This is a genomic window from Allobosea sp. 10L422, from assembly GCF_056395345.1.
The window spans coordinates 219,125-241,042 of the sequence record NZ_JBFTJI010000006.1 but is presented as its reverse complement, the minus strand read 5'-3'; the positions used below and the strand labels follow the sequence as shown (position 1 = coordinate 241,042).

The 21,918-nt window shown below is 65.1% G+C and carries 18 protein-coding genes; 7 read left to right on the top strand and 11 right to left on the bottom strand.

Going from position 1 to position 21,918, the window contains the following annotated elements; all coding sequences use genetic code 11:
* Window positions 1-34 precede the first annotated feature (34 nt).
* Entirely contained in the window at window positions 35-2,275 is a 2,241-nt protein-coding gene (locus AC1DEZ_RS14515; protein WP_476779834.1) for a TonB-dependent receptor, read from the bottom strand.
* Window positions 2,276-2,484: 209 nt separating this feature from the next.
* Here AC1DEZ_RS14515 and AC1DEZ_RS14510 point away from each other — a divergent pair, with 209 nt between their 5' ends.
* Window positions 2,485-3,975, top strand: a complete 1,491-nt coding sequence (locus AC1DEZ_RS14510) for a glycosyl transferase family protein (protein ID WP_476779833.1) — start codon at window positions 2,485-2,487, stop codon at window positions 3,973-3,975.
* Window positions 3,976-4,148: 173 nt separating this feature from the next.
* On the opposite strand, the gene AC1DEZ_RS14505 is transcribed toward AC1DEZ_RS14510, so the two are convergent.
* The 3 genes from AC1DEZ_RS14505 to AC1DEZ_RS14495 are packed head-to-tail and all read right to left on the bottom strand — an operon-like array spanning window position 4,149 to window position 6,474.
* A complete protein-coding gene (locus AC1DEZ_RS14505; RefSeq protein WP_441512288.1) occupies window positions 4,149-5,552 on the bottom strand; it encodes an AtzE family amidohydrolase in 1,404 nt (467 codons plus the stop codon).
* Window positions 5,549-5,776, bottom strand: a complete 228-nt coding sequence (locus AC1DEZ_RS14500) for a DUF4089 domain-containing protein (RefSeq protein WP_441512287.1) — start codon at window positions 5,774-5,776, stop codon at window positions 5,549-5,551. The genes AC1DEZ_RS14505 and AC1DEZ_RS14500 overlap by 4 nt, the downstream gene beginning before the upstream one ends.
* Complete coding sequence (locus tag AC1DEZ_RS14495) at window positions 5,773-6,474, bottom strand: cysteine hydrolase family protein (protein ID WP_441512286.1); 702 nt, start codon at window positions 6,472-6,474, stop codon at window positions 5,773-5,775. The genes AC1DEZ_RS14500 and AC1DEZ_RS14495 overlap by 4 nt, the downstream gene beginning before the upstream one ends.
* 188 nt (window positions 6,475-6,662) lie before the next feature.
* Here AC1DEZ_RS14495 and atzF point away from each other — a divergent pair, with 188 nt between their 5' ends.
* On the top strand, window positions 6,663-8,468 hold the full coding sequence (atzF, locus tag AC1DEZ_RS14490; RefSeq protein ID WP_441512285.1) for an allophanate hydrolase: 1,806 nt from the start codon (window positions 6,663-6,665) through the stop codon (window positions 8,466-8,468).
* On the opposite strand, the gene AC1DEZ_RS14485 is transcribed toward atzF, so the two are convergent.
* The 6 genes from AC1DEZ_RS14485 to AC1DEZ_RS14460 all read right to left on the bottom strand — a co-directional run bounded on the left by AC1DEZ_RS14485 (window position 8,450) and on the right by AC1DEZ_RS14460 (window position 14,985).
* Window positions 8,450-9,127, bottom strand: a complete 678-nt coding sequence (locus tag AC1DEZ_RS14485; protein WP_441512284.1) for a GntR family transcriptional regulator — start codon at window positions 9,125-9,127, stop codon at window positions 8,450-8,452. The genes atzF and AC1DEZ_RS14485 overlap by 19 nt on opposite strands.
* A gap of 75 nt (window positions 9,128-9,202) precedes the next feature.
* Window positions 9,203-9,583, bottom strand: a complete 381-nt coding sequence (hpxZ, locus tag AC1DEZ_RS14480; RefSeq protein WP_441512283.1) for an oxalurate catabolism protein HpxZ — start codon at window positions 9,581-9,583, stop codon at window positions 9,203-9,205.
* A 35-nt stretch (window positions 9,584-9,618) separates the two neighbouring features.
* Window positions 9,619-11,337 (bottom strand): dipeptide ABC transporter ATP-binding protein, encoded by a 1,719-nt coding sequence (locus tag AC1DEZ_RS14475; protein ID WP_441512282.1) that lies wholly within the window; start codon window positions 11,335-11,337, stop codon window positions 9,619-9,621.
* Window positions 11,338-11,339: 2 nt separating this feature from the next.
* Window positions 11,340-12,239 carry an ABC transporter permease gene (locus AC1DEZ_RS14470; RefSeq protein WP_441512281.1) on the bottom strand — a complete coding sequence of 300 codons (900 nt, stop codon included), beginning with the start codon at window positions 12,237-12,239 and terminating at the stop codon, window positions 11,340-11,342.
* 3 nt (window positions 12,240-12,242) lie between these two features.
* Entirely contained in the window at window positions 12,243-13,256 is a 1,014-nt protein-coding gene (locus AC1DEZ_RS14465) for an ABC transporter permease (protein WP_441512280.1), read from the bottom strand.
* Between the two features lie 136 nt (window positions 13,257-13,392).
* Window positions 13,393-14,985, bottom strand: coding sequence for an ABC transporter substrate-binding protein (locus AC1DEZ_RS14460; RefSeq protein WP_441512279.1), 1,593 nt, complete (start codon window positions 14,983-14,985; stop codon window positions 13,393-13,395).
* A 646-nt stretch (window positions 14,986-15,631) separates the two neighbouring features.
* Between AC1DEZ_RS14460 and AC1DEZ_RS14455 the strand changes: the two genes are divergently transcribed.
* From AC1DEZ_RS14455 to AC1DEZ_RS14435, 5 genes are all read left to right on the top strand, one after another.
* Window positions 15,632-16,786 (top strand): ABC transporter substrate-binding protein, encoded by a 1,155-nt coding sequence (locus tag AC1DEZ_RS14455; RefSeq protein ID WP_441512278.1) that lies wholly within the window; start codon window positions 15,632-15,634, stop codon window positions 16,784-16,786.
* A 181-nt stretch (window positions 16,787-16,967) separates the two neighbouring features.
* Window positions 16,968-17,843, top strand: a complete 876-nt coding sequence (locus tag AC1DEZ_RS14450; protein ID WP_441512277.1) for a branched-chain amino acid ABC transporter permease — start codon at window positions 16,968-16,970, stop codon at window positions 17,841-17,843.
* The gene (locus AC1DEZ_RS14445) at window positions 17,840-19,621 is read left to right on the top strand and encodes a branched-chain amino acid ABC transporter ATP-binding protein/permease (RefSeq protein WP_441512276.1); all 1,782 of its coding nucleotides are present in this window, start codon (window positions 17,840-17,842) and stop codon (window positions 19,619-19,621) included. The genes AC1DEZ_RS14450 and AC1DEZ_RS14445 overlap by 4 nt, the downstream gene beginning before the upstream one ends.
* Window positions 19,608-20,339 (top strand): ABC transporter ATP-binding protein, encoded by a 732-nt coding sequence (locus tag AC1DEZ_RS14440; protein WP_441512275.1) that lies wholly within the window; start codon window positions 19,608-19,610, stop codon window positions 20,337-20,339. The genes AC1DEZ_RS14445 and AC1DEZ_RS14440 overlap by 14 nt, the downstream gene beginning before the upstream one ends.
* Before the next feature lie 30 nt (window positions 20,340-20,369).
* Window positions 20,370-20,849 carry a VOC family protein gene (locus AC1DEZ_RS14435; protein WP_441512274.1) on the top strand — a complete coding sequence of 160 codons (480 nt, stop codon included), beginning with the start codon at window positions 20,370-20,372 and terminating at the stop codon, window positions 20,847-20,849.
* 39 nt (window positions 20,850-20,888) lie between these two features.
* Here AC1DEZ_RS14435 and dusA read toward each other — a convergent pair whose 3' ends face one another.
* Window positions 20,889-21,887 carry a tRNA dihydrouridine(20/20a) synthase DusA gene (gene dusA, locus AC1DEZ_RS14430; protein WP_441512273.1) on the bottom strand — a complete coding sequence of 333 codons (999 nt, stop codon included), beginning with the start codon at window positions 21,885-21,887 and terminating at the stop codon, window positions 20,889-20,891.
* Between the last annotated feature and the right edge of the window lie 31 nt (window positions 21,888-21,918).

Sequence of the window (21,918 nt, the reverse complement as noted above, 5' to 3'; positions counted from 1 at the left end):
TTCCATCCAGATCAAGGCTGCGTTGATCGCTGGCTCAGAAGGTGGCTCCCACCGTCAGCACCACTGTGCGTCCAGCTGACGGTATTGCACGCGCCGTATTCAGGTTTTCGCCTTGGAAGAACGAGTCGTAATTCAGCCGGTCCGTAAGATTGTAGCCGTTGAGCGCCACGCGCCAGTTTCTGTATTCATATGAAATCAGCGCATCGAGCGAGAAGCTATGCGGAAGCTCTGCCATCTCGTCGTTGCGGATATACATCTTGTCGCGATAGGTGAAGCCGCCCCCCACCAATAGACTTCCCGGCACCGCGCCTGCGAAAAGCGTCGCAACATCATACGTCGTCCACAGCGAAACCGAATTCTTTGGCACGCCCGGCACCGGGTTGCCCTTATTGGCTACGACGTTCGTGCCGACGATCTCGCTGTCGAGATAGGCATAAGCGAGATTGACGGCCCAGGCATCGGTCACCTTGCCGGAGAGGCCCGCTTCGAAACCTCGAACCCGCTGCTTTTCTCCTGTCTGCGTCAGGACGCCACTCGTCGGGTCGGAGTAATAGGCATTGTTTTTCGTCACTTGGAATACAGCCGCGGTTAATCCGAGGCGCCCGTCGAGAAGACCGATCTTTGCACCAAGCTCAAAAGTGTCGGTCGTCTCGGGATCAAGATTTGTGCGTGCGGCGACGATCGGATTGACGTCGGAGGCAACATACTGCCCGAAGGGCAGGTTCGCTGCCGACGCAAACGAAGCGTAGAAGGTGTAGTCCTTGGTCGGCTCCCAGATCAGACTTGCCTTCGGACTCCAAAAATTGGCATCCGCATCCGTGATTGTTCGCCCCGTCGCTGCGGTTAAATCGTATTTGGAACGGAAATAGTCCCAGCGAACGCCGCCCAGGATCGAGAACTGGTCGGTGAGCCACACACGGTCGCTCGCGAAAAGCGCGACATCGTCGGATTCCGAGCGTTTCACATTGTTCGGATTCGGCAAGATCGCATAGTTCGCCCACGTATTCGGGGACCAGAGGCGCGGAATCGGATTCTTCGCGGGAGAGTATGAAAAGCCCTGCCGCTTGTCGTCCTGGTGGTTCAGGTCGAGCCCGAAGATCAACTCGTGGCGCAGGAAGCCGGTGTGGAACTTGGCGATGCCGGTGGACACATTCTGGATGCCCCAGGCCTTCTGCTCATAAGTTGGGCCGCCGCCGGCACCGTAGACGATGATCGGGTTTCCACCAGCGAAGAACGTGTTTGCGCAAGCCTGGTCGCAGCTTGGGGTCGTCGCGCTGAATCGGCGATCGTAATGTGAGAGCCTCGTGTCGTTGCTGAACGTCAGCCAATCCGTCACCTTCGTCTTGAAACGCGAGGTGATCATATCGACGTCGGAGACGTCCTCATCGCTGGATTTTCCGTAATAGAAGTTCCGCGGAATGCCGAATTCGGTCACCGGTCGACGTATGGTCGAGGCAGTCCTACCGATCATCGGAACTCCATAGTCCGGCGTGCGGTCATTGTGCTGGTGGAAATAGTTCAGGTGCCAGGTCGTATCCGTGCCCAGCCCCATGGCCAGCGAGGCGGCAAGCCCCCACCGATCTGACTTGACGCCATCACGGTCGGCAATGTCTTGCCGATTTGCCATCCCATTGATGCGCAGCGCCGTTGTTTCGTTGATCTGCTTGTTGACGTCGAACGTTCCACGGGCCAACGCGCCGGTGCCAAACGAGCCATTCACGTCATAACGATCACCAAGGCCTGCTTGCTTCGAGGTCGTGTTGATCGCGCCACCGGAGGTACCGACGCCAAAGCTCTCGGAAGACGGCCCTTTGAGCACTTGCACCTGCTCGTAGTTGAAGCTGTCGCGGACATAGACGCCAAAATCACGTAGACCGTCGACATAGTTGTCGCCGAACGCCTCAAAACCGCGGATGCGGAAACGGTCGCCGTTCGGCCCGCCATTGGCCTCCCCGATCGCGACGGTGATGCCCGGGACGTTGCGGAGGGCTTGTTCGAGCGTCGTGATCCTCTGCTGCTGGATGATCTCCTGCGGCACAACGTTGACAACCTGCGGAATGTCCTGGACGCGCCCGGGCAGACGGTCGACACCGGTTTGCGCTTGCAGCGTGTTCCCTCCGGCACCGCCCTGCACGTCGATCGTCGGCAGATCAATTGATGCTTCACCAGCCGCCTGAGCCATGACCTCAAATGGAACGAGTGCGGCGGCGCCCACGGTGAGCCCCAAAACCCACGTGTTCTGGGAGGAGGATTCGCGATCCCTGTCCTGGTTCATCTTCGGCGCACCCCAAGCCCGCTTTCAGCAATCCAAAAGGCTATAAGGGTTGGAAAACTGCGGTCGCAACACCGATGTTTCAGGTCACGTCTAAGTTTTGTTTTGCGCATTTTAGAGCGATTATAAAATCAAACTTCATGCTGAATTCGACTTGAGTGAGGCATATACGATCTCCCAACATTCTCCGGCGATGCAACGAGATCGAAACAGTGAACACGACTTCCCGTCTCTCGGACTTGATTGATGCTCAGTTGCCTTTCAAGCCTGCGTCAACTCGCGAGGTGGGCGCGCCCCGTTCAAGCCATCTGCGCAGATTGCGCCTTCTCATGGCGCTGGACGTCCTATTGGTTACAGGCAGCGTCAAAGGAGCAGCTGCTCAACTCGGCTTGAGCGCACCTGCGATGAGCCGCCTTCTGGGACAGATCCGCGCAGAGGTCGGCGATCCGATCTTTGTGAGAACCGGACGCCAATTGGTTCCCACACCACGGGCGGAAGCGATGCGCCTGGCCTTACGGAATCTTGCATCCGACGTGGAGCGCGTGCTCGATCGCAATTACGATTTGCCAGCCGCAGAGCAGAATGAGCACCGTGGCTCCAAACCGCTGTCGCGCCGGTCCCCTCCCCTGGGAATCCGGCCAAGCGTGTTGCTCGATGGTCAGCCCACTCCTGTGGAATTCGCAAAAGGTTTGGCTGAGCTTGCGAATACCTCTGATCCCCGACGACGCCTGGCTGGCTATCTGGCTTTGATGGGGCGTGGCATCGGCAACTCCCGGCCATTGACCCAAACAGAGGCTGACGATGCCTTTGAGATCATTCTCAACGGGCAAGCGGATCCGCTTCAGATTGGTGCGTTTCTCCTCCTGATGCACTATAGGCGCGAGACCGCGCCTGAACTTGCCGGCATGGTCTCGGCAGCTCGTCGTGTTAGTCAAACAGCAGGGCAATCCCCTGATCATGTCGATCTCGACTGGCCGGCCTATCTGCCCAGGCAGTCGCCGCGTCCACCGTGGTTCCTTCAGGCAGCACGCCTTGTCGCCAATGCCGGATATCGGGTCCTTCTGCACGGACCGACGACTGACGCAGCCAGCAGTCTCACGGAACTCGGTTTGGAAAAATTGGGCATTCGAAAATGTTCATCGCCATCCGAAGCCCGAAAGAAACTCAAGTCCGACGGTATTACCTTCTTGTCGCTTCGGTCACTTGGAGCTCAATTACAAAATCTACTGGACCTTTACCCAGTGTTCGAGTCTCGGACTCCCATCCATTCAGTGGTGCACATGCTCAATCCACTGGGAGCCGATGCCATTTTGGCAGGCGTCGCCCGCATCACTTACCATGGCATGCATCGGGATGCTGCCCATCTACTGCAATGGCCGGGAATGTCGGTCCTAGCCAGCGCCCGAGATGTTGCCGAGTTCAATCCGTTCAAGACCGCCAAAATCTATCGCCTCAGCGACGGTATCTCGGACGAGGTGATACTTCCCATGCAGAACGAGATCAGGTCGCCACCTCGCTCGATCTATTCAGTCATGGAAAACTGGGAAGCGGTTTGGGCGGGGGCAGAACGCGACGCGCGCGCGGTCGAAGTGGTTGTCAACACGGCGGCGGTAGCGCTTCTGACCATTCGCAAACAGGGAGTTGATGACTACCCACGCGCTCTGGAGGAAGCACGCCTCCTTTGGCAGGAACGTTTCAGTTAGCTGGAGTGTGGCCCTGCGGGCAGACAGGATCAGGTTGCGGTTTTGACCAAAAGCCGGGCGTGTCGATCCTCGAACTGCTGCCGGCTGAAAAACAGCCGAGCGCGGGAGTGCAGTCGACTTGGGCTGCTGCAGCTCTCGCCGTCGGGACAGAGCGCTGGTTCGGCGGCGCTCGATCAGCGGAGACTTTGGAGGCTTGCCGAAGAGCCGACCCTGCACAGGCCCATTTCCTGCAGCGCGTAGGCGGCTCTCAGGCAAATGTCCTCCCGCCACGGCGGTGCGATGAGCTGGACCCCGATCGGAAGTCCGCCGCCCCGGACCGGCACGACCGCGACGGGCAGCCCGATGCAAGAGATCGGCTGTGTGAACAGCCCCAGGCTTGGGCGCAGCGGAAGGGTCTCGCCCCTGACCTCCAGGGTCTTTTGACCGATGAGCGGCGCCGGGCATGGCGTGGCCGGCGCGATAATGAGATCGACTTCGGCGAAGCATCGCATCATCTCGTCATGGAACCAGCGGCGAGCACGTTGTGCCTGGACATACCACGCAGCCGGCAGCAGGGCGCCCGCCAGGAAGCGATCGCGCGTTTCGGGATCAAAATCATCGGCCCGTTCGCGCAGGCGCGGCAGATGGAAGGTCGAGCTTTCCGCATTGGTGATCAGGAAGGCGGCGGCGCGTGCGATCGCGGCGCCCTCCATGACGAGGCCCGGCTTGCCGCCAAGCGCCTTGGCCACCGCTGCAACTGCAGCGTCAGCTTCCGGCATGCCGTCGGTCGCGAAATAGCCGGCCGCCACGGCGATGCGCAGCCCCGAGAGCCCATCATGCAGATGCGGCATCACCGGCTCGACCGGCCGCTGTGCACAGGCCGGGTCGCCCGCATCGGGGCCCTGCATCAGGTCGTAGGAAAGCGCGAGATCGGTTGCGTCCCGCGCCAACGGTCCGAGATGGTCGAGGGAATCGCAGAAGGGAAACGAACGCGTGCGCGGCAGGCGCCCATAAGTCGGCTTGAGCCCGAAAACCCCGCAAAGCGAGCCCGGGACGCGGATCGAGCCGTTGGTGTCGGAGCCGAGCGCGATCGGCACGAAGCCTGCGGCAGTCGCTGCACCGGAGCCCGAGGAGGAGCCACCGGCCATCCGCGCCAGATCGTACGGGTTCCGGCAGGGGCCGTCATGGGCGTTCTCGCCGGTGAAGTCATAGGCATATTCGCCCATATTGAGGCCGCCGAGCAGGATCGCGCCGGCCGTGGCGAGGCGCTCGACGAGCACCGCGTCCCGCGTGGCCGGCCGCCGCTCTCGGTTGATCTTCGAGCCGGCGCGCGTCGGCAGGCCGGTGATGTCGAACAGGTTCTTGGCGGCGAAGGGCACGCCCGCCAGCGGCCCAAGCGGCTCACCGCGCGATCGGGCAACGTCGACCACGCGTGCCTGCTCCAAGGCGCGCTGCGCCGTCAAGTCGGTGAAGGCGTTCACATGCGGATCGAGCCTTGCGATGCGGGCGAGCGCCGCTGCGACCCCCTCCTCGGCGGTAGCCTCCCCGTCGCGAATCCTGCGGGCGGCCTCGTGAGCCGGGGCGAAGGCGTCGCTCATCGGCCGCCTCCCGGCAAGCCGGGGCGGAAATTTGGCGCCAGCTCCAGCCTGTCGTCGGCCAGCGGCGTCGCGTCGACGATCCGCGCCATGTTGTGGGCGATGGTGAGGAATTGCAACACGACCGGCTTTTGCGCCTCGCTGATCGCCAGGCCCAGCGTCGGTGCCATCACCTCGAGATGGCGGGCGGGGTCGAAGCCTCCGGGCGAATTGTCTGCCGTCTTCATGCTTCCGCTCTCTCCATGCGAACGAGCGCTGCCACAAAGGCCGCGCCGATCTCGGCGCTGGTCGTGACGCAGCCGAAGATGCCGCCCTGGGCCGCGATCATCCGCAACCCGACCTCGTGGAATTCCGGGACGTAAGAGGCACAGGCGTCGCCGGGTACGAGGCAACGATAGCCGCGATCATTTGCTTCGCGGATGGTGGTGTGGACGCAGACCTCGGTGGTGACACCGGCGACGATCAGGAAGGTGATGCCGCGATTGCGCAGCATCAGGTCGATATCCGTCTGGTAGAAGGCACCCTTGCCGGGCTTGTCGACGACGGGTTCGCCGGAAAGCGGAGCGAGCTCGGCAATGATGTCGTGGCCGGGCTCGCCGCGGACGAGGATGCGGCCCATCGGGCCGCAGGCGCCGATCCGCTTGTCCGGAGAAGAGCGCTCCAGCTTGGCGGGCGGCGCGTCCGAGAGATCGGCGCGATGGCCTTCGCGCGTGTGAATGATGAAAAGACCGGCCTCTCGCGCAGTGTCGAGCAAGCTTTGGCATGGGGCAATGGCGGTGCGGAGCCGCGAGACGTCGTTGCCGAGTGCCGTGCCAAAGCCACCGGGTTCGAGAAAGTCGCGCTGCATGTCGATCATCAGCAAGGCGGTTCGCTCTGGCTCGAGCGCGAAAGGCGCGGGCTGAGCCGGAATGACGAGACGACCCATAGCGACTCCCTGGGCGACAGATGCCGAAGGCTCTGCAAGGCGCGTGCCCGCCCGCTCCGGCGCGGCCGTCATCGGCGATCGCCGGGTTTTCGGCGCGGCCGGCCGCAATGCCGAACCGCGCGCACAACTCTTGCATACATGCCGATGGGAACTGCCTGCCCTTTGGGCACTATGATGGAGGCCGCCGCGTGCAAACCCTGACCGAGCTTTTGGCCGCGCATCTCGCGGGAGCCCGGCGCCTCAGCGAGACCGTGACGGGCTGCTATGCGCGCTGGCGGGCGCATGGCGACCCGGCGATGTTCATCACGCTGCGCCCTGAAGCAGAGGTCGTCGCGGAAGCCGAGCGCTTGCAGGCGGAGGGACCGCGAGGCCGCAGGCTCTGGGGTATGCCGATCGCCGTCAAGGACAATATCGACGTCGCGGGCCTGCCCACGACCGCCGCCTGTCCCGCCTTCGCCTACACGCCGACACAAGATGCGAGCGCCGTCGGGCGGCTCCGGGCAGAAGGCGCGATCGTCATCGGCAAGACCAATCTCGACCAGTTCGCGACTGGGCTCAACGGCACGCGCTCGCCCTATGGGACGCCACGCAACGCGCTGCGGGCCGACCTCGTTCCCGGCGGGTCGAGCTCCGGCTCGGCGAGCGCGGTCGCGGCCGGAATCGTGCCGGTTGCGCTCGGCACGGATACGGCCGGCTCGGGGCGCGTTCCCGCAGGCTTGCAGAATATCGTCGGGCTCAAGCCAAGTGTCGGGCTGGTACCGAGCGCCGGCGTCGTGCCGGCCTGCCGCACGCTGGACTGCATCTCCGTCTTCGCGCTGACGGTGGAAGATGCCTGGGCCGTGCTCGATGTCATGGCGGGGCTCGATCCGGCCGATCCGTTTTCGAGGTCGCTGCCGCTCGGCCGCCCCGGCGCCGCGCCGCCCTCGATCCGGCTCGGCGTGCCCGGCCCGGCCGATCGCGATTTCGCCGGTGATCGCCTTGCCGAAGCGAGCTACGCGGCGGCGCTCGAGCGGGCGGCAGCGCTTGGAGCCGAGATCGTGCCGCTCGACTTTGCGCCCTTCTACGAGACCGCGCGGTTGCTCTACGATGGCCCCTGGGTCGCCGAACGCTGGCTCGCCATCCGTGATCTCTACACGAGCGATCCAGATGCGATCCTGCCGGTGATCCAACAGGTCATCGCCGGCAAGCCCTTGCCGGATGCCGCAGCCGCCTTCGCCGCGCGCTATCGCCTGGCGGAACTCGCGCTCGCGGCCAAGGCCACGATGAAGGCCGTCGACGCCCTGATGGTGCCGACGGTTCCCCGCCCGGTGACCATGGCCGAGATGGCGGCTGATCCGATCGGCGCCAACTCCATGCTTGGACGCTATACCAATTTCGTGAACCTGCTGGATCTTTGCGCACTCGCTTTGCCGGTCAGCGTCGCAAGCGACGGCACGGCGGCCGGCGTCACGCTGATCGCGCCAGTGGCACAGGATGCGGCTCTTGCAGGCTTCGGGCGCGCCTTCCATGCCGCCAGCGGCCTGCCGCTCGGCGCAACCGGCCGTCCCATGCCGGCGGCGCCGGATTGGCCGACTTCGGGCGAACCCGGCGGCATCGAGATCGCGGTCGTCGGCGCCCATCTTTCAGGCATGCCGCTCAATGGCGAGCTGACGGCTCTGGGCGGCAGTTTTATCCGCGCGACGACGACGACGCCCGACTACCGGCTCTTCGCCTTGCCGGGTGGCCCGCCGATGCGGCCGGGCCTGGTGCGCGTCGCGAATGGCGGCGGAGCCATCTCGCTGGAGGTCTGGTCGCTGCCGCCGGAGGGCTTCGGCCGCTTCGTCGCCGGTATTCCCGCGCCGCTGGGGATCGGCACGCTGGGGCTGGCCGACGGCACGCTGGTCAAGGGCTTCCTGTGCGAGGCCGTGGCGACGCAGGACGCGCGGGACGTCACCCACTTCGGCGGCTGGCGCGCCTTCGTCGCGGCGCAGTCGGCTCAGCGCGCCCCCGCATAGCTGCGAAAGGCATCGCGCACGAAGCCGATATGGGCCCGCATCGCATCAGTGGCGGCCTGCCGGTCACCGCGCAGAATCGCCTGCACGATCACGTCATGTTCCTGCCAGGAGCCTCCGAGCCGCCCGGTCGTGCGGAACTGTGCCCGCCGGAACGGCGCGACGCGCTTGCGCGTCATCAGCGTCATCTCGGCCAGATAGCCGTTATGGGTGCCGGCATAGATCGCGCCGTGAAAGGCCTCGTTGCGTTCGTGGTAGCGCAGCGGATCGCCCTGGTGCACCAGTCCGCGCAACTCCAGATGGATCGCCTCCAGCCCGTGGCGCTCGGCCGTGTCCATGTTGTGGGCGGAGAGCCCGGCGCAGAGCGCTTCCAGCTCTGCCATCGCCTCGAACATGTCGTGGAGTTGCTCCGGTGTCGGCAACGCGACGAGCGCGCCACGATGCGGCCTGACCTGCACCAGCCCGGAAGCGGACAATTGGCGGATGGCTTCGCGGACGGGCGTGCGCGATACGCCGAAGCGCTTGGCCAGCTCCTGCTCGTCGAGCGCCTGGCCGGGCGCGAGCAGGCCGGAGACGATCTCGTCGGCTAGCTGCAGGCGCAGGCTCTCGGTGCGGGTGAGCGCACCCGCTTCGGCATCGGGTTGGGTCGCACTGCGTCGCATGGCGGCCGGTCGTGGAAGCGCAGCCGCCGGGGCGCCCGGCCTAGCGGGCAAGATTCGCTCGGTCATCCCCGCCGCTCATTCGGCGATGATGCTGACATGAGCGGCCACGACGCGCCAGCCTTCCGGAAACCGGACCCAGCTCTGGCTCTGGCGCCCGATCTTGCCGGTCATGCCATCCCGGCGAAACAGCGTGTTCGCGGTGGCGAAGTCATCGCCATAGGTGGTGATCCGGGTCCGTTCCAGCGCCCGCATCAGCCCTACGGGCGAGCGCCCTGCCCGGAAGGCCGCGATTTCCGCATAGCCATAAAGGTTCTCGCCCACGCCGTAGCGCAGGGTTTCAGGGGCGTTCCTGAAAAGCTTGTCGAGCGTTTCCACATCGTTCGTGGTCAGCGCTTTCTCATATTCGGCGAAAGCGGCTTCTACTTCCGCAAGGATGGCGGGATCGTTGATCTTCATGGCCCTGTTGCTTCGACGTGCGGGTGAAGGAGGCGTCATGCCGGCGGGTGCGGAATCGCGGTGAGCAATTCTTTCGTATACTCCGCCGTGGGCGCGCCGAGGACGGCCTCGGCCGTGCCCTGCTCGACGATCTGCCCGCTGCGCATCACGATCACCCGGTCGCAGAGCAGGCGCACAACGTTGAGGTCATGCGAGACGAAAATGTAGCTCATGCCGAGCCGCTGCTTGAGCTCCTCCAGCAGGTTGAGCACGACGGCCTGGACGGAGACGTCGAGCGCGGCAGTCGGCTCGTCGAGGATGACGAGATCGGGGTCGAGCGCGATTGCCCGCGCGATGCCGACGCGCGCTTTCTGGCCGCCCGAGAGCTGATGCGGGAAGCGGTCGATCAGCTCCACCGGCAGGCCGACGAGCTGCGCCAGCTCCTCGCAGCGGGCTCTGAGCGCGGCGCGGCCCCGGACACTCCCCATGCGCAGGATCGGGTCGACGATAGCCCGCTCGGCCGTAAAGCGCGGATTGAGGCTGTCGGTCGGATCCTGGAACACCATCTGGATACGTCGCCGGAAGGGCGATGCGGCGAACTGTTTCGCCGGAATCGCGCCGATATCCTGCCCGGCGAAGATGATGCGACCGGATGTCGGATCGAGCAGCCGGTTGACCATCATCGAGGTCGTCGATTTGCCGCAGCCGGATTCGCCGACGAGGCCCAGCGTCTCGCCGCGGCGCACCTCGAACCCGATGCTGTCGACGGCACGGAAGGCCGGCTGGTCCGGCTCCGCCTTGCCCATGAGCTTGGCGAGGAACGAGCCCTTGGCCGGGCGAGGATATTCCTTGACGAGATTCTCGACGACGAGAAGCGGCGTTGCGCCGGCGGAGCTTGGCGGTGGGCGCGCGCTGGAGCGCGCGGCCGGCTGGGTGGCAGCCGCCCGCTTCGCCTGGTCCTCCGGCAAAAGATCGCGCAGGCTCATTCCGATGCGCGGCGTCGCCTTCATCAGCCTGCGCGTATAGGGATGCTGCGGATTGCGGAAGATGTCGGCGGCGCTCGCCGTCTCGACGACGCGGCCCTTCTCCATCACGACGACCTTGTCGCAATAGGCGGCGGCGAGGCCGAGATCATGGGTGATCAGGATGGTCGACATGCCGCGCTCGCGCGTCAGCTCGACGATGAGGTCCATCACCGCCTTCTGCGTGGTGACGTCGAGGCCTGTGGTGGGTTCGTCAGCGATCAGCAGCTGCGGCTGGCAGGCCAGCGCCAAAGCGATGACCACGCGCTGGCACATGCCGCCGGAAAGCTCGAACGGATAGGCGTCATAGCGTTCGGCCGGGCGCGCGATCCTGACCTTCTCCAGCGCCTCGATCGCCTTCTCCCGCGCGGTCGCGCGCGTCGCCTGGACATGCTGGACGAGCACGTCTTCGATCTGCTTGCCGACCTTGCGAATCGGATTCAGCGCGGCCCGCGGATTCTGGAAGATCATCGAGATCTCGCGGCCGCGCAGGTCGCGCATCTGCGCCTCGGTCGCGGAGACCAGATCGACGCCGGAGAAGGCGATCGAACCTTCCGCAACCCGGCCGGCCCGGTCGAGGATGCGGACTACCGCGTAGGACGTCACGGACTTTCCGGAGCCGGATTCGCCGACGATCGCGACCGTCTCGCCCTTGCCGACGCTGATGTCGATTGCTTTCACGGCCTGCACCGTGCCACGGCGGGTCGCGAATTCGACGGTGAGGTTGCTGACATCGAGGAGAGGCGTGCTCATCGTCAGTTCCTCCGCTGCGGGTCGACGAGGTCGCGTACGCCGTCGCCGAGCAGGTTGAAGCAGAACACCGCGGTCATCAGCGCAAGGCCCGGAAAGAAGGCGACCCACCACTCGCCCGAGACGATGAAGCTCGCGCCTTCGGCGACCATGATGCCCCATTCCGGGGTCGGCGGCCGGACGCCGAGGCCGATGAAAGACAATCCCGCCGCGTTCAGGATGGCGTAGCCCATGGTCAGCGACATCTGCACGGCCATGATCGGCATGATGTTGGGCACGATCTGCGTCAGCAGCAGCCGCCATTCCGAATTGCCCGAGAGCCTCGCCGCCTGCACGAAGCCGGCCTCGCGGCGGATATTCGCCTCGGCGCGGGCGACGCGTGCGTAGAGCGGGAAATTGATGATGGCGGTGGCGATGACGATGTTGGTCACGGAGTTGCCGAGCGCCGCGACGATGCCCATCGCCAGCACGAAGAGCGGAAAGGCCATGATCGTGTCGGCGACGCGCCCGACCAGCGTGTCGACCCAGCCGCCGAAGAAGCCGGCCATGACGCCGGCAAGCCCGCCGAGCAGGAAGACCAGTGCGACCGAGGCAACGGCGATCGAGAAATCGAGCCGCGTCGCCGCGACCACGCGGCTGAAGATGTCGCGGCCGAGTTGGTCGGTTCCGAACCAATGCGCCGCGCTCGGCCCCTGAAGGGCCGCATTCGTGTTCGAGGCCAGCGGATCATAGGGCGTGAGCCAGGGGCCGAAGACGGCCGCCAGCAGGATCAGCGCGAACAGCCCGAAGGCGAAGCCGGTCACGGGGTTTTCCGCGACGATATGCCGGGCGTGGGCCAGCAGCGTTGTCGAGGGCGGAGCCTCGAAACGCAGTTGGGCGGGCTCGATCTTGCTCAACTCGTTCATGACTCAGCCCTCCAGCCGGACACGGGGGTCGATGACGCCGTAGAGGATGTCGATCATGAGGTTCAGCGCGACGTAGAGGATCGCCATGGTCAGCACGAAGCCCTGGATCGGCGCGTAGTCGGAGGCGAGCAAGGCCTCGACCGCATAGGAGCCGACGCCCGGCCAGGCGAAGACCTTCTCGACCAGCACATTGGCGCCGAGAAGGAAGGAGAAGACCATGCCCAGCGTGGTGACCACCGGCAGCATGGCGTTGCGGAAGGCGTAGGTGCCGATGACCTTGCGGCTCGACAGGCCGCTGGCGCGCGCCGTACGCACGAAATCGGCGCCGAGCACGGCCAGCATCGAGGCGCGTGTCATGCGCGTGATCGGCGCCAGCGAGAAGATCGCGAGCGTCAGCGCCGGCAGCAGCAATTGCGCGAGCACGGCCCGGAAGATCTCGAGATCGCGCGCGATCAGGCTGTCGATCAGCAGGAAGCCGGTGACGCGCGGCGGCTCCGAGAAGAAGACATCGAGCCGCCCGAGCGGAGCCGGCGCCCAGCCGAGGATGAAATAGAAGACGTAGACCAGAAGCAGCCCGGTGAAGAACACCGGCAGCGAGACGCCGGCTGTCGCGACGATCCGGCAGAGATGGTCGATCCAGGAGCCTTGTCGGACGGCCGCCAGCACGCCGAGCGGCAGCGCGATCGCCATCGAGATCAGCAGCCCTATGAGCGTGAGTTCGGCCGAAGCCGGCAGGCGCTGCGCCAGATCGACTGTCACCGGCTGTCCCGTCGTCAGCGAGGTGCCGAGATCGCCTTTAACCAGCGCTGTCACATAGGACGCGAACTGGACCGGCAGCGGCTGATCGAGCCCAAGCTTGCCGCGGATATCGGCGATGGCCTCCTTCGAGGCGGCGGGGCCCGCAAAATAGGCGGCGGTGTCGCCAGGCAGCACGCGCGTCAGCAGAAAAGTCACGATGATGACGCCGATCACCGAAGGGATCGTCGTCTTCAAACGGGCGGCGATCATGCCTAGCATGTACAGTTCCCCCGAGATTGCTTGCGTCATTCTCGGGCGGAACGCAGCGCAGACCCGAGAATCGCTTGATCGAGATGCTCGGGCCGAGCCCGAGGATGACGAGCAGGCGCATGGCACCTGCTCGTGAAAACACCCCTCACCCCTTGGTGAAGTAGCGGAAGTCCGGCTCGCGGCAGGGCTGGAACTGGTAGCCGCCGATCGACTTCTGCATCGCGACGTCGTGGGTCGGCTGAGAGATCGGGATCATCGGCACTTCGCGCTCGACCAGCTTGACGAAGTCGACCACGAACTTCTGGTACGCGGCTGTGTCCGTGGTGAAGCGGGCGGCATTGATCAGCTTGTCGAGCTCCGGGTTCTGGTAATTGGCGATATTGAAGATCGAATTGTTGCCGTGCATCGTCCAGAACAGATAATAATCGGGATAATCGAGCCAGCCGGCGAAGCGGTTCAGCGTCATCGGATTGGTTTTCTTGGCGATCTCGGTGCGGAAATTCGCGCCGGGAATCTTGGCGATCTCAACCTCGATGCCGATCGCGCCCAGCGCTTCCTTGATGAGCACGGACATCGGCTCGGCCACCGTCGCGTTTCCGGCATCGAACTGCAGCGTAGTCGAGAAGCCGCCACCGGCGGACGCGACGAGCGCCTTCGCCTTCTCGACATTGGTCTTGTAGGCGAAGGGCGTCGGCCAGGCCGGCGGCGGTGTCTCAGGTCCCCCGGACATGTCGACGCCACGACCAAACAGCGAGGCCTGCAGCATCTTGTCGTAGGGCAGCACCCATGCGACGGCCTGGCGCAGACGGGCATCCTTGAACGGCCCGACCTGGCTATTGAGATAGAGGCCCCAGACGCCGTTGGGAATGGGAACGCCGACGACGTTGATCTTGCCGCCGTCGAGCAAATCCTTGAAATCCTTAGGGGGCAGACCGTAGGAGACGTCGGCGTCACCGCGCTCAATGAGCGCGCGGCGCGTCGAAGGCGAGGCGATGTCGCGCGCGATGATGCGCTTGAGCTGCGGCAGCTTCCCGCTAGCCCAGGCGTCATTGCGCACATAGATCGTCTCGACGCCGGGCTTCCAGCTCTCGACTTTGAAGGCGCCGGAGCCCGCTACATTGTTCTTCAGCCATTCCTTCGCGAGCGGATCGCCGCCGCTGTTCTTGATCGCCAGTTCGGAGTCGAAGACGAAGGGGATCGTGACCGCCAGATTCGGCATGGTCAGCTTGTCCTTGCGCAGGAAATCAATTCGGAAAGTCTTGTCGTCGACGGCGACGAACTGCTCCGGCTTCTCCAGCGAGCCGGCGTTCATCTGCGTGGTGGCGAAGCCGCCGATGGTGACGGCGCGGTCCAGCGACCACTTCACATCCCTGGCCGTGACGGGGCGGCCGGAATGGAATTTGGCATCGCGCAGTTTGAAAGTGCAGCTCATGCCGTCGGAGGCGACCTGCCAGCTTTCCGCAAGCTCGCCTTCGAGCTCACTCATCGAAACCTGGTTGCCGCCACCGCCGGGGATCGGCACGGGTTTGAAGCGCAGCAGACGGTCATAGCAGTTGAGCGCCACGCCGTTCACAGGTTGCGAGGCGCCGATGCCCTGCATGTCCAGGCTGTTCGGCCCATATTCCTGCACCAGCAGCAAGGTTTCGGCGCGGCTTGGTGATTGCGCGCTGGCGCGCCCCGACATCAGGAATGGCGCGGACAGGCCTCCGGCAATGGCGGCGCGACGCGTGATGGCCATGGTGCTCTCCCGAGATAGCCGACGCCGCTCTGCGCCGGACGCTTCCGTTCGGGAGGGGCAATGCAGTTACCGTGCCGGGCTTGAAGCGCTCCCGTGCCGGGGATGGGCACCGATTGCGGCGGGCAAACGCGCAGTCATGCATACAATTTGAGATCCCTCGCTCAATAATTCGCCAATTTATACGCTGCCAGTAATTTCACCACGGCACATGGCCAGATGTGCTCCATCGCGAGCGCTCGCCCGGCGTGACCAGGAGCGGCGCAGAAGCGCTGCTATCGATACTTCACTGATTTACGCGGCAGATCGGCTGCCAGCGCAGCAAACGTGGCTGTCCCGGCAGTCCGTCCAAGCACCCGGATTCATGTCGGCGCAGGCAGCTGGCGGGCGAGCCGTGGCGGCGGACGAGCATCGATGGCCCGCTCTCGATTCCGCATCGGCCGTCGATCGGGCCCGGCGTCAATTTGGCTGGCGATGGCGCGAAGACGATCTCCACCCGCGCACGTCGCAATGCAGAACCTACGAAGCCCGCCTCGGTCATAGACTAAAGGATGACAACGACGCTGTTCAGACAGAGGCGTAGATATTTCATCATGACGGCAATCGGGCGCTCAGATCCGATCTAATCCATTAAATCGGGAGGATAACGATGCACCTGACCCGTCGCGGGTTTACGACCGTTCTCGCCGGTACCATTGCCGCCCCGGCCGTCATGCGGACTGCCTACGCCCAAGGCGCCACCGTCAAACTCGGCATGGTCGTGCCGATGACCGGCGCCGCCGCCGAATCCGGCTCCTTCGCCCAGACCGGCGCCAAGATCGCGCTCGAACAGGTCAACAAGGCCGGCGGCGTGCTCGGCAAGCCGCTCGAACTGATCTTCGAGGACGACCAGACCACCAATCCCGGTGCGGTCCTCGCCTTCTCCAAGCTCGCCAGCCAGCCCGACATCGTCGCCTTCATCGGCTCGATCCGCTCCACGCAGATGCATGCGATGGCGCCCGATATGCTGAAGATCGGCAAGCCCGTCGGCTTCGGCGGCACGGACCCGAACCTGACCAAGCTCGGCAATCCCTGGCTCTTCCGCTTCCGCCCGAACGATTCCTATTCGGGCAAGGTGATCGCGCAGTTCGGCGTCAAGGAACTCGGCAAGAAGAAATGGGCGATCGTCCATTCGACCGACGCCTTCGGCACGGCCGGCGGCAAGGCGCTTGCCGATGCCCTGCCCGACAACGGCGCGACGCTCGCGCTCGACCAGGGCTATGCCAACCAGAGCCAGGATTTCACGCCGGTCGTTCTGGCGGTGCGCCAGTCCGGTGCAGACATCCTCGGCACCTACTTCACCTTCGAGACCGATCTCGGCATCTTCGCCCGTCAATTGCGCCAGCTCGGCGTCACCATCCCTTGGGTCGGCTCGCCCTCGATCGTCAACATCTCGGCGCTCAAGCTCGCCGGTCCGGCGCTCTACAACACCTATGGCGTGGCGGACTATGCCGAGGACTCGAGCGATGCCTCCAAGGCCTTCGGCAAGGCCTATCGCGATGTCCGCAAGGTCGCGCCCGACAACCAGTCGTCCTGGACCTACGACGCCGTGACCTGCCTCGCCATGGCGATGAACAAGGCGGGCTCGACCGAGCCCAACAAGGTGCGCGAGGCCATGCTGGCGATCCGCGGCCATAACGGCGCCGAAGGCCAATACAACTTCGACAAGAACGGTGACGGCCTGCACGGCTACAACATCGTCAAGAACGACAAGGGCGACATCAAGTTCGACAACCGGCTCGACTTCACGCCGGACCTCGGCTGATTCCCGCCGAGGCGCGCCGGCTTCTCTGCGAAGCGGGGATCCGGCAGCCGCGCGGGGCTCGACAACGAACCTCGCACGGCGAAAGCCGCACGGCGCATCTCGTACCACGCCTTTCGAGGCGGGCGGCCTCGCGCCGTTCGCCGCGAAGGACCGATCGGCTCCACGCAAGCGCGGTAGACAGATGGATCTCGTTCTTCAGCTTCTTTTCACCGGGATCGGCATCGGCTCGGTCTATGCGCTGGTCGCGCTCGGCTTCGTCCTGATCTTCCGGGCCACCAATGTCGTGAATTTCGCCCAGGGCGAGTTCTCGATGGTGGCCGCCTTCCTGATGGTGGTCTTCTCGGTCAAGATCGGCCTGCCCTACTGGATGGCTTTCATCATCGCTCTGGTCTGCATGGCGGGGCTCGGCACGGTCTTCAATCTCGCGGTCTATTATCCGCTGCGCCACCGCACCTACCTGCCGGTCATCATCTCGACGATCGGCGCCTCGATCTTCATGGCCAACACCACGCTCGCGATCCACGGACCGGAGCCGGAGGTGCTCTCCGGCTGGTTCGACACGCCCGGCTTCATGCTCGGCCCGGTCTATCTCGACAACCAATACGTCCTGATCATCGTCGTGACCGCACTGCTGGTCGCGCTCCAATACTGGTTCTTCGAGCACACCCTGCTCGGCAAGAAGTTGCAGGCGACCTCGCAGGACAAGGAGACGGCCTCGCTGCTCGGCATTCCCGTCGCAGTGATGATCATGATCACCTTCGTCTATTCGGCGGTGATCGGCGGGATTGCGGGCATCCTGGTCGCGCCGGTCCTCTTCGTCTCGATCGGCATGGGCGCGACCATCGCGCTTAAGGCCTTCGCAGCCACCATCATCGGCGGCTTCGGCGACGTAACGGGCGCGATCATCGGTGGCCTCGCGCTCGGCGTCATCGAGACTTTCGGCGCCGCCTATATCTCCGTGCCCTACAAGGACGGCTTCGCCTTCCTGGTGCTGATCGCCTTCCTGATCTTCCGGCCGCAGGGCATCTTCGGCGAGCGCGTGGCGGAAAAAGCATGAGCACGACCGAAACCACCGCCGCCACAGACGACATCCGGCCGCGTCTGCGCTGGGGCGTCCCGGCCTATATCCTGCTCGTCCTCGCGGCGATGACGCTCGCCATCATCGTCCCCAAGACCGGCTATATCCTCAACATCTCGATGCAGGCGACGACCTATGCCATCGCCGTGCTCGGGTTGACGATCGTGCTGGGGCTCTGCGGCCAGATCAATCTGGCGCAGGCTGCCTTCTTCGGGCTCGGCGCCTATGCGGTTGGCCTCGGCCAGACCGATTACGGCCTGAATTTCTGGGTCTGCCTGCTGGTCGGCACCGGCCTTGCCGCCGGCTTCGGCGCGCTGCTCGGCGCCTCGACGCTCCGGCTCGGCGGCCACTACCTCGCCATGGTGACGATCTCCTTCCAGCAGATCGTCACCCTCGTCCTGATCAACTGGATCCCCGTCACCAAAGGGCCGGACGGTGTCCGCGCCATCCCGCGGCCACCGCTATTCACGGACGGCTCGACCTATCTCGCGCTCTGCATCGCGCTGCTGGGCATACTCGGCTATCTGGTCTGGCGCCTGCGCGACACCAAGCTCGGCCGCGCCATGCGGGCGGTGCGCGACAACGAACTCGCCGCCGGCGTCGCCGGCATCGACGTCTACCGCACCAAGGTCACGGCCTTCGCCCTCTCCGCCATCCTCGGCGGCATCGGCGGCGGTCTCTTCGCCGGCGGCTTCGCCTATGTCAGCCCGGACCAGTTCTCCTTCGCGGAGTCGGTGGTGTTCCTGACCATGGTGCTGCTTGGCGGCGTCGCCTCGCCGGTCGGCGCCGTCATCGGCACGGGCCTGCTGATCCTGATCCCGGAATGGCTGCGCTTCCTCAAGAGCATCCCCGGCCTCTATCTCGCGATCTATGGCGCGGCGGTGATCCTGATCGTGCTGTTCATGCCGGACGGCATCTGGGGCTTCCTGCGCGGCCAGCTCGACCGCTTCAAGCGGGCCGTGCTGCCCGGCCGGACGGCCGCGACGCTGCAACTGTCGGGCGGCGGTGAAGGCACCGAGACCGTGATGGAGGTGCGCGGGCTCTCCAAGCATTTCGGCGGCCTCAAGGCGGTCGACGAGGTCGATCTCACCATCAAGCGCGGCGGCGTGCATGCTCTGATCGGCCCGAACGGGTCCGGCAAGACCACGACGCTGAACGTCCTCTCCGGCCTCTACCGGGCGACGGCCGGAACCATCAAGCTCAACGGGCAGGACATCACCGACCTGCCGCCGCATGCCCGCACCAGGGCCGGGCTCGGCCGCACCTTCCAGAACATCCGGCTCTGGCGCTCGATGACGGCGCTGGAGAACGTCATGGTCGGTGCCGAGCGCCCAGGAAGCCCGATCGGCAACGACCCCGCCGCGCTGCTGGCGCGTGCGCGGGCGGCGCTCGCCTTCGTCGATCTGGAGGACCGGGCTGACGAGGTTGTGGCGAATTTTTCCTATGGCCATCAGCGTGCGGTCGAGATCGCCCGCGCTTTGGCCGGCGATCCCGTCCTGCTCCTGCTCGACGAGCCCGGCGCGGGGCTCAACTCCTCGGAGAAGGTCGAGCTGCGCAATCTGCTCAAGCGCATCTCGGCCCGCGGCCTCACCATCCTCATCATCGACCACGACATGACCCTGGTGAGCGAGGTCGCGCAGCACATTACCGTGCTGAACTTCGGCCGCCGCATCGCCGACGGCTATTCCGCCGACGTGCTGAAGCATCCCGACGTGATCGCGGCCTATCTGGGAACGGCACCCGATGTCCCTGCTTGAACTGAAATCCCTCGTCGTTCGCTACGGCGAGGTCGAAGCCGTCGACGGCATCTCGCTCGTCGTCGAGGCCGGCGAGGTCGTCACCCTGCTCGGCTCGAACGGGGCCGGCAAATCCACCACGCTGCGCGCCATCTCCGGCCTCGCGAAGCCGGCCTCGGGCGACATCCTCTTCGAAGGTCAGTCGATCGTCGGCCTTAGGCCCGAGGCGATCGTGCGCCGCGGCATCGCCCATGTGCCGGAAGGCCGGCGCGTCTTTCCGGGGTTGAGCGTGCGCGAGAACATCATGCTCGGCGCCTCGAACCGGCCCGGCCTGAAGACCGCCGCGATCAGGCGCGAAGCGGACGAGATGTTCGACCTGTTCCCCGATATCCGCCGCTTCGCCAATGCGCTGGGCTGGACGCTCTCGGGCGGCCAGCAGCAGATGGTGGCGGTCGCGCGCGGCCTGATGGCGAAACCGCGCATCCTGCTGCTCGACGAGCCGTCGCTAGGATTGGCGCCGGTCATCGTCCAGGCGGTGTTCGCGATCATCGCCGAGATACGCCGGCGCGGCACGACGGTGCTGCTGGTCGAGCAGAACGCCCGCATGGGCCTGTCGGTGGCCGATCGCGGCTATGTGCTGGAAACCGGCAAGCTTGTACTCTCCGGCACGCCGGAACAGCTCTGGTCGAACGAGGAAATCCGCGCTGCCTATCTCGGCGGACGCACCGCCGCAGCCTGACAGCCGGAGCGCTTTTCGAAAGGAAACGCAATGACGACTGCCAAGAACACGATTTGCCTCTGGTACGATAAGGACGCCGAGGCCGCGGCACGCTTCTACGCTCAGACCTTTCCCGACAGCGCCGTCGACGCGGTCTTCCGTGCGCCCACCGATTTTCCTTCCGGCAAGGCCGGCGATGTGCTGACGGTCACCTTCACGGTTCTCGGCATACCCTGCCTCGGCCTCAATGGCGGCCCCACCTTCAAGCACAGCGAGGCCTTCTCGTTCCAGGTCGCCACCGACGACCAGCAGGAGACCGACCACTACTGGAACGCCATCGTCGGCAATGGCGGCCGGGAGAGCGCCTGCGGCTGGTGCAAGGACAAATGGGGCATCTCCTGGCAGATCACGCCGCGGGTGCTGTCGGAGGCGCTGGCCGTCGGCGGCGAGGAAGCGAAGCGCGCCTTTGCCGCGATGATGACGATGCGGAAAATCGATGTCGCCGCGATCGAGGCGGCACGACGCGGCTGATCGCCCCGCTCGACCTGCAGCCGTGACCTGAACGCCGGCTCAGGCCGCCACAGCAGCCTCGTGTCGCGAGACATGCGCGACGGCGGCACGAAGATCGTCCAGCGTCGCATCCGCTCCCACGCAGCGCTCTGCGAGATGGCGGCGGAAGAGGCGTGCGCCGGGGCGGGCCGGAAACAGTCCGACGAGGTGGCGGGTGAAGGCGTGCAGCCGCCCGCCCCGCTCGAGACGCGCGGCGATATGCGGCTCCAGCGCTTCCAGCATGGCGAAGGCATCCGGCACGGGCGCATCCGAGCCGAAGAGCAGCGGATCGACCTGCAGCAGGATTTCCGGGTTCTGATAGGCCTCGCGGCCGATCATCACGCCGTCGAGCTTCTCCAGATGCCGCGGCCATTCGGACGGCGCCTTGATGCCGCCGTTGATGGCGATCGGCAGATCGGGGTTGGCAGCTTTCAGCCGATAGGCTCGCTCATAATCGAGCGGCGGGATCTCGCGGTTCTCCTTGGGCGAGAGGCCCTGCAGCCAGGCCTTGCGAGCATGGACAATCAGCGCATCGACGCCAGCGGCGTGGACAGAAGCAGTGAGAGCGTCGAGCGCCACTTCCGGGTCCTGATCATCGACCCCGATGCGGCATTTCACGGTCACGGGAATGGAAACCGCGGCCTTCATCGCCGCGACGCAATCGCCGACCAGCGCCGGTTCGCGCATCAGGCAGGCGCCGAAGGCACCGCCCTGCACCCGGTCGGAGGGGCAGCCGCAATTCAGGTTGATCTCGTCATAGCCGAAATCGGCACCGATCTTCGCCGCTTCGGCCAGGAGCTTTGGATCGTTGCCGCCGAGCTGTAGCGCGACCGGGTGTTCCCCGGCATCGAAGCCAATCAGACGCTGGCGGTCGCCGCGGATCACCGCCTGCGCCGTCACCATCTCGGTGTAGAGCAGCGCATGGCGCGACATCAGGCGGTGGATGATCCGGCAGGCGGAATCGGTCCAGTCCATCATGGGTGCCACAGAGAAGCGCATGTTCGGGAGCGGCAAGTTCATGGCCGCTCCCCTAACGCATCCGGCGCGATTT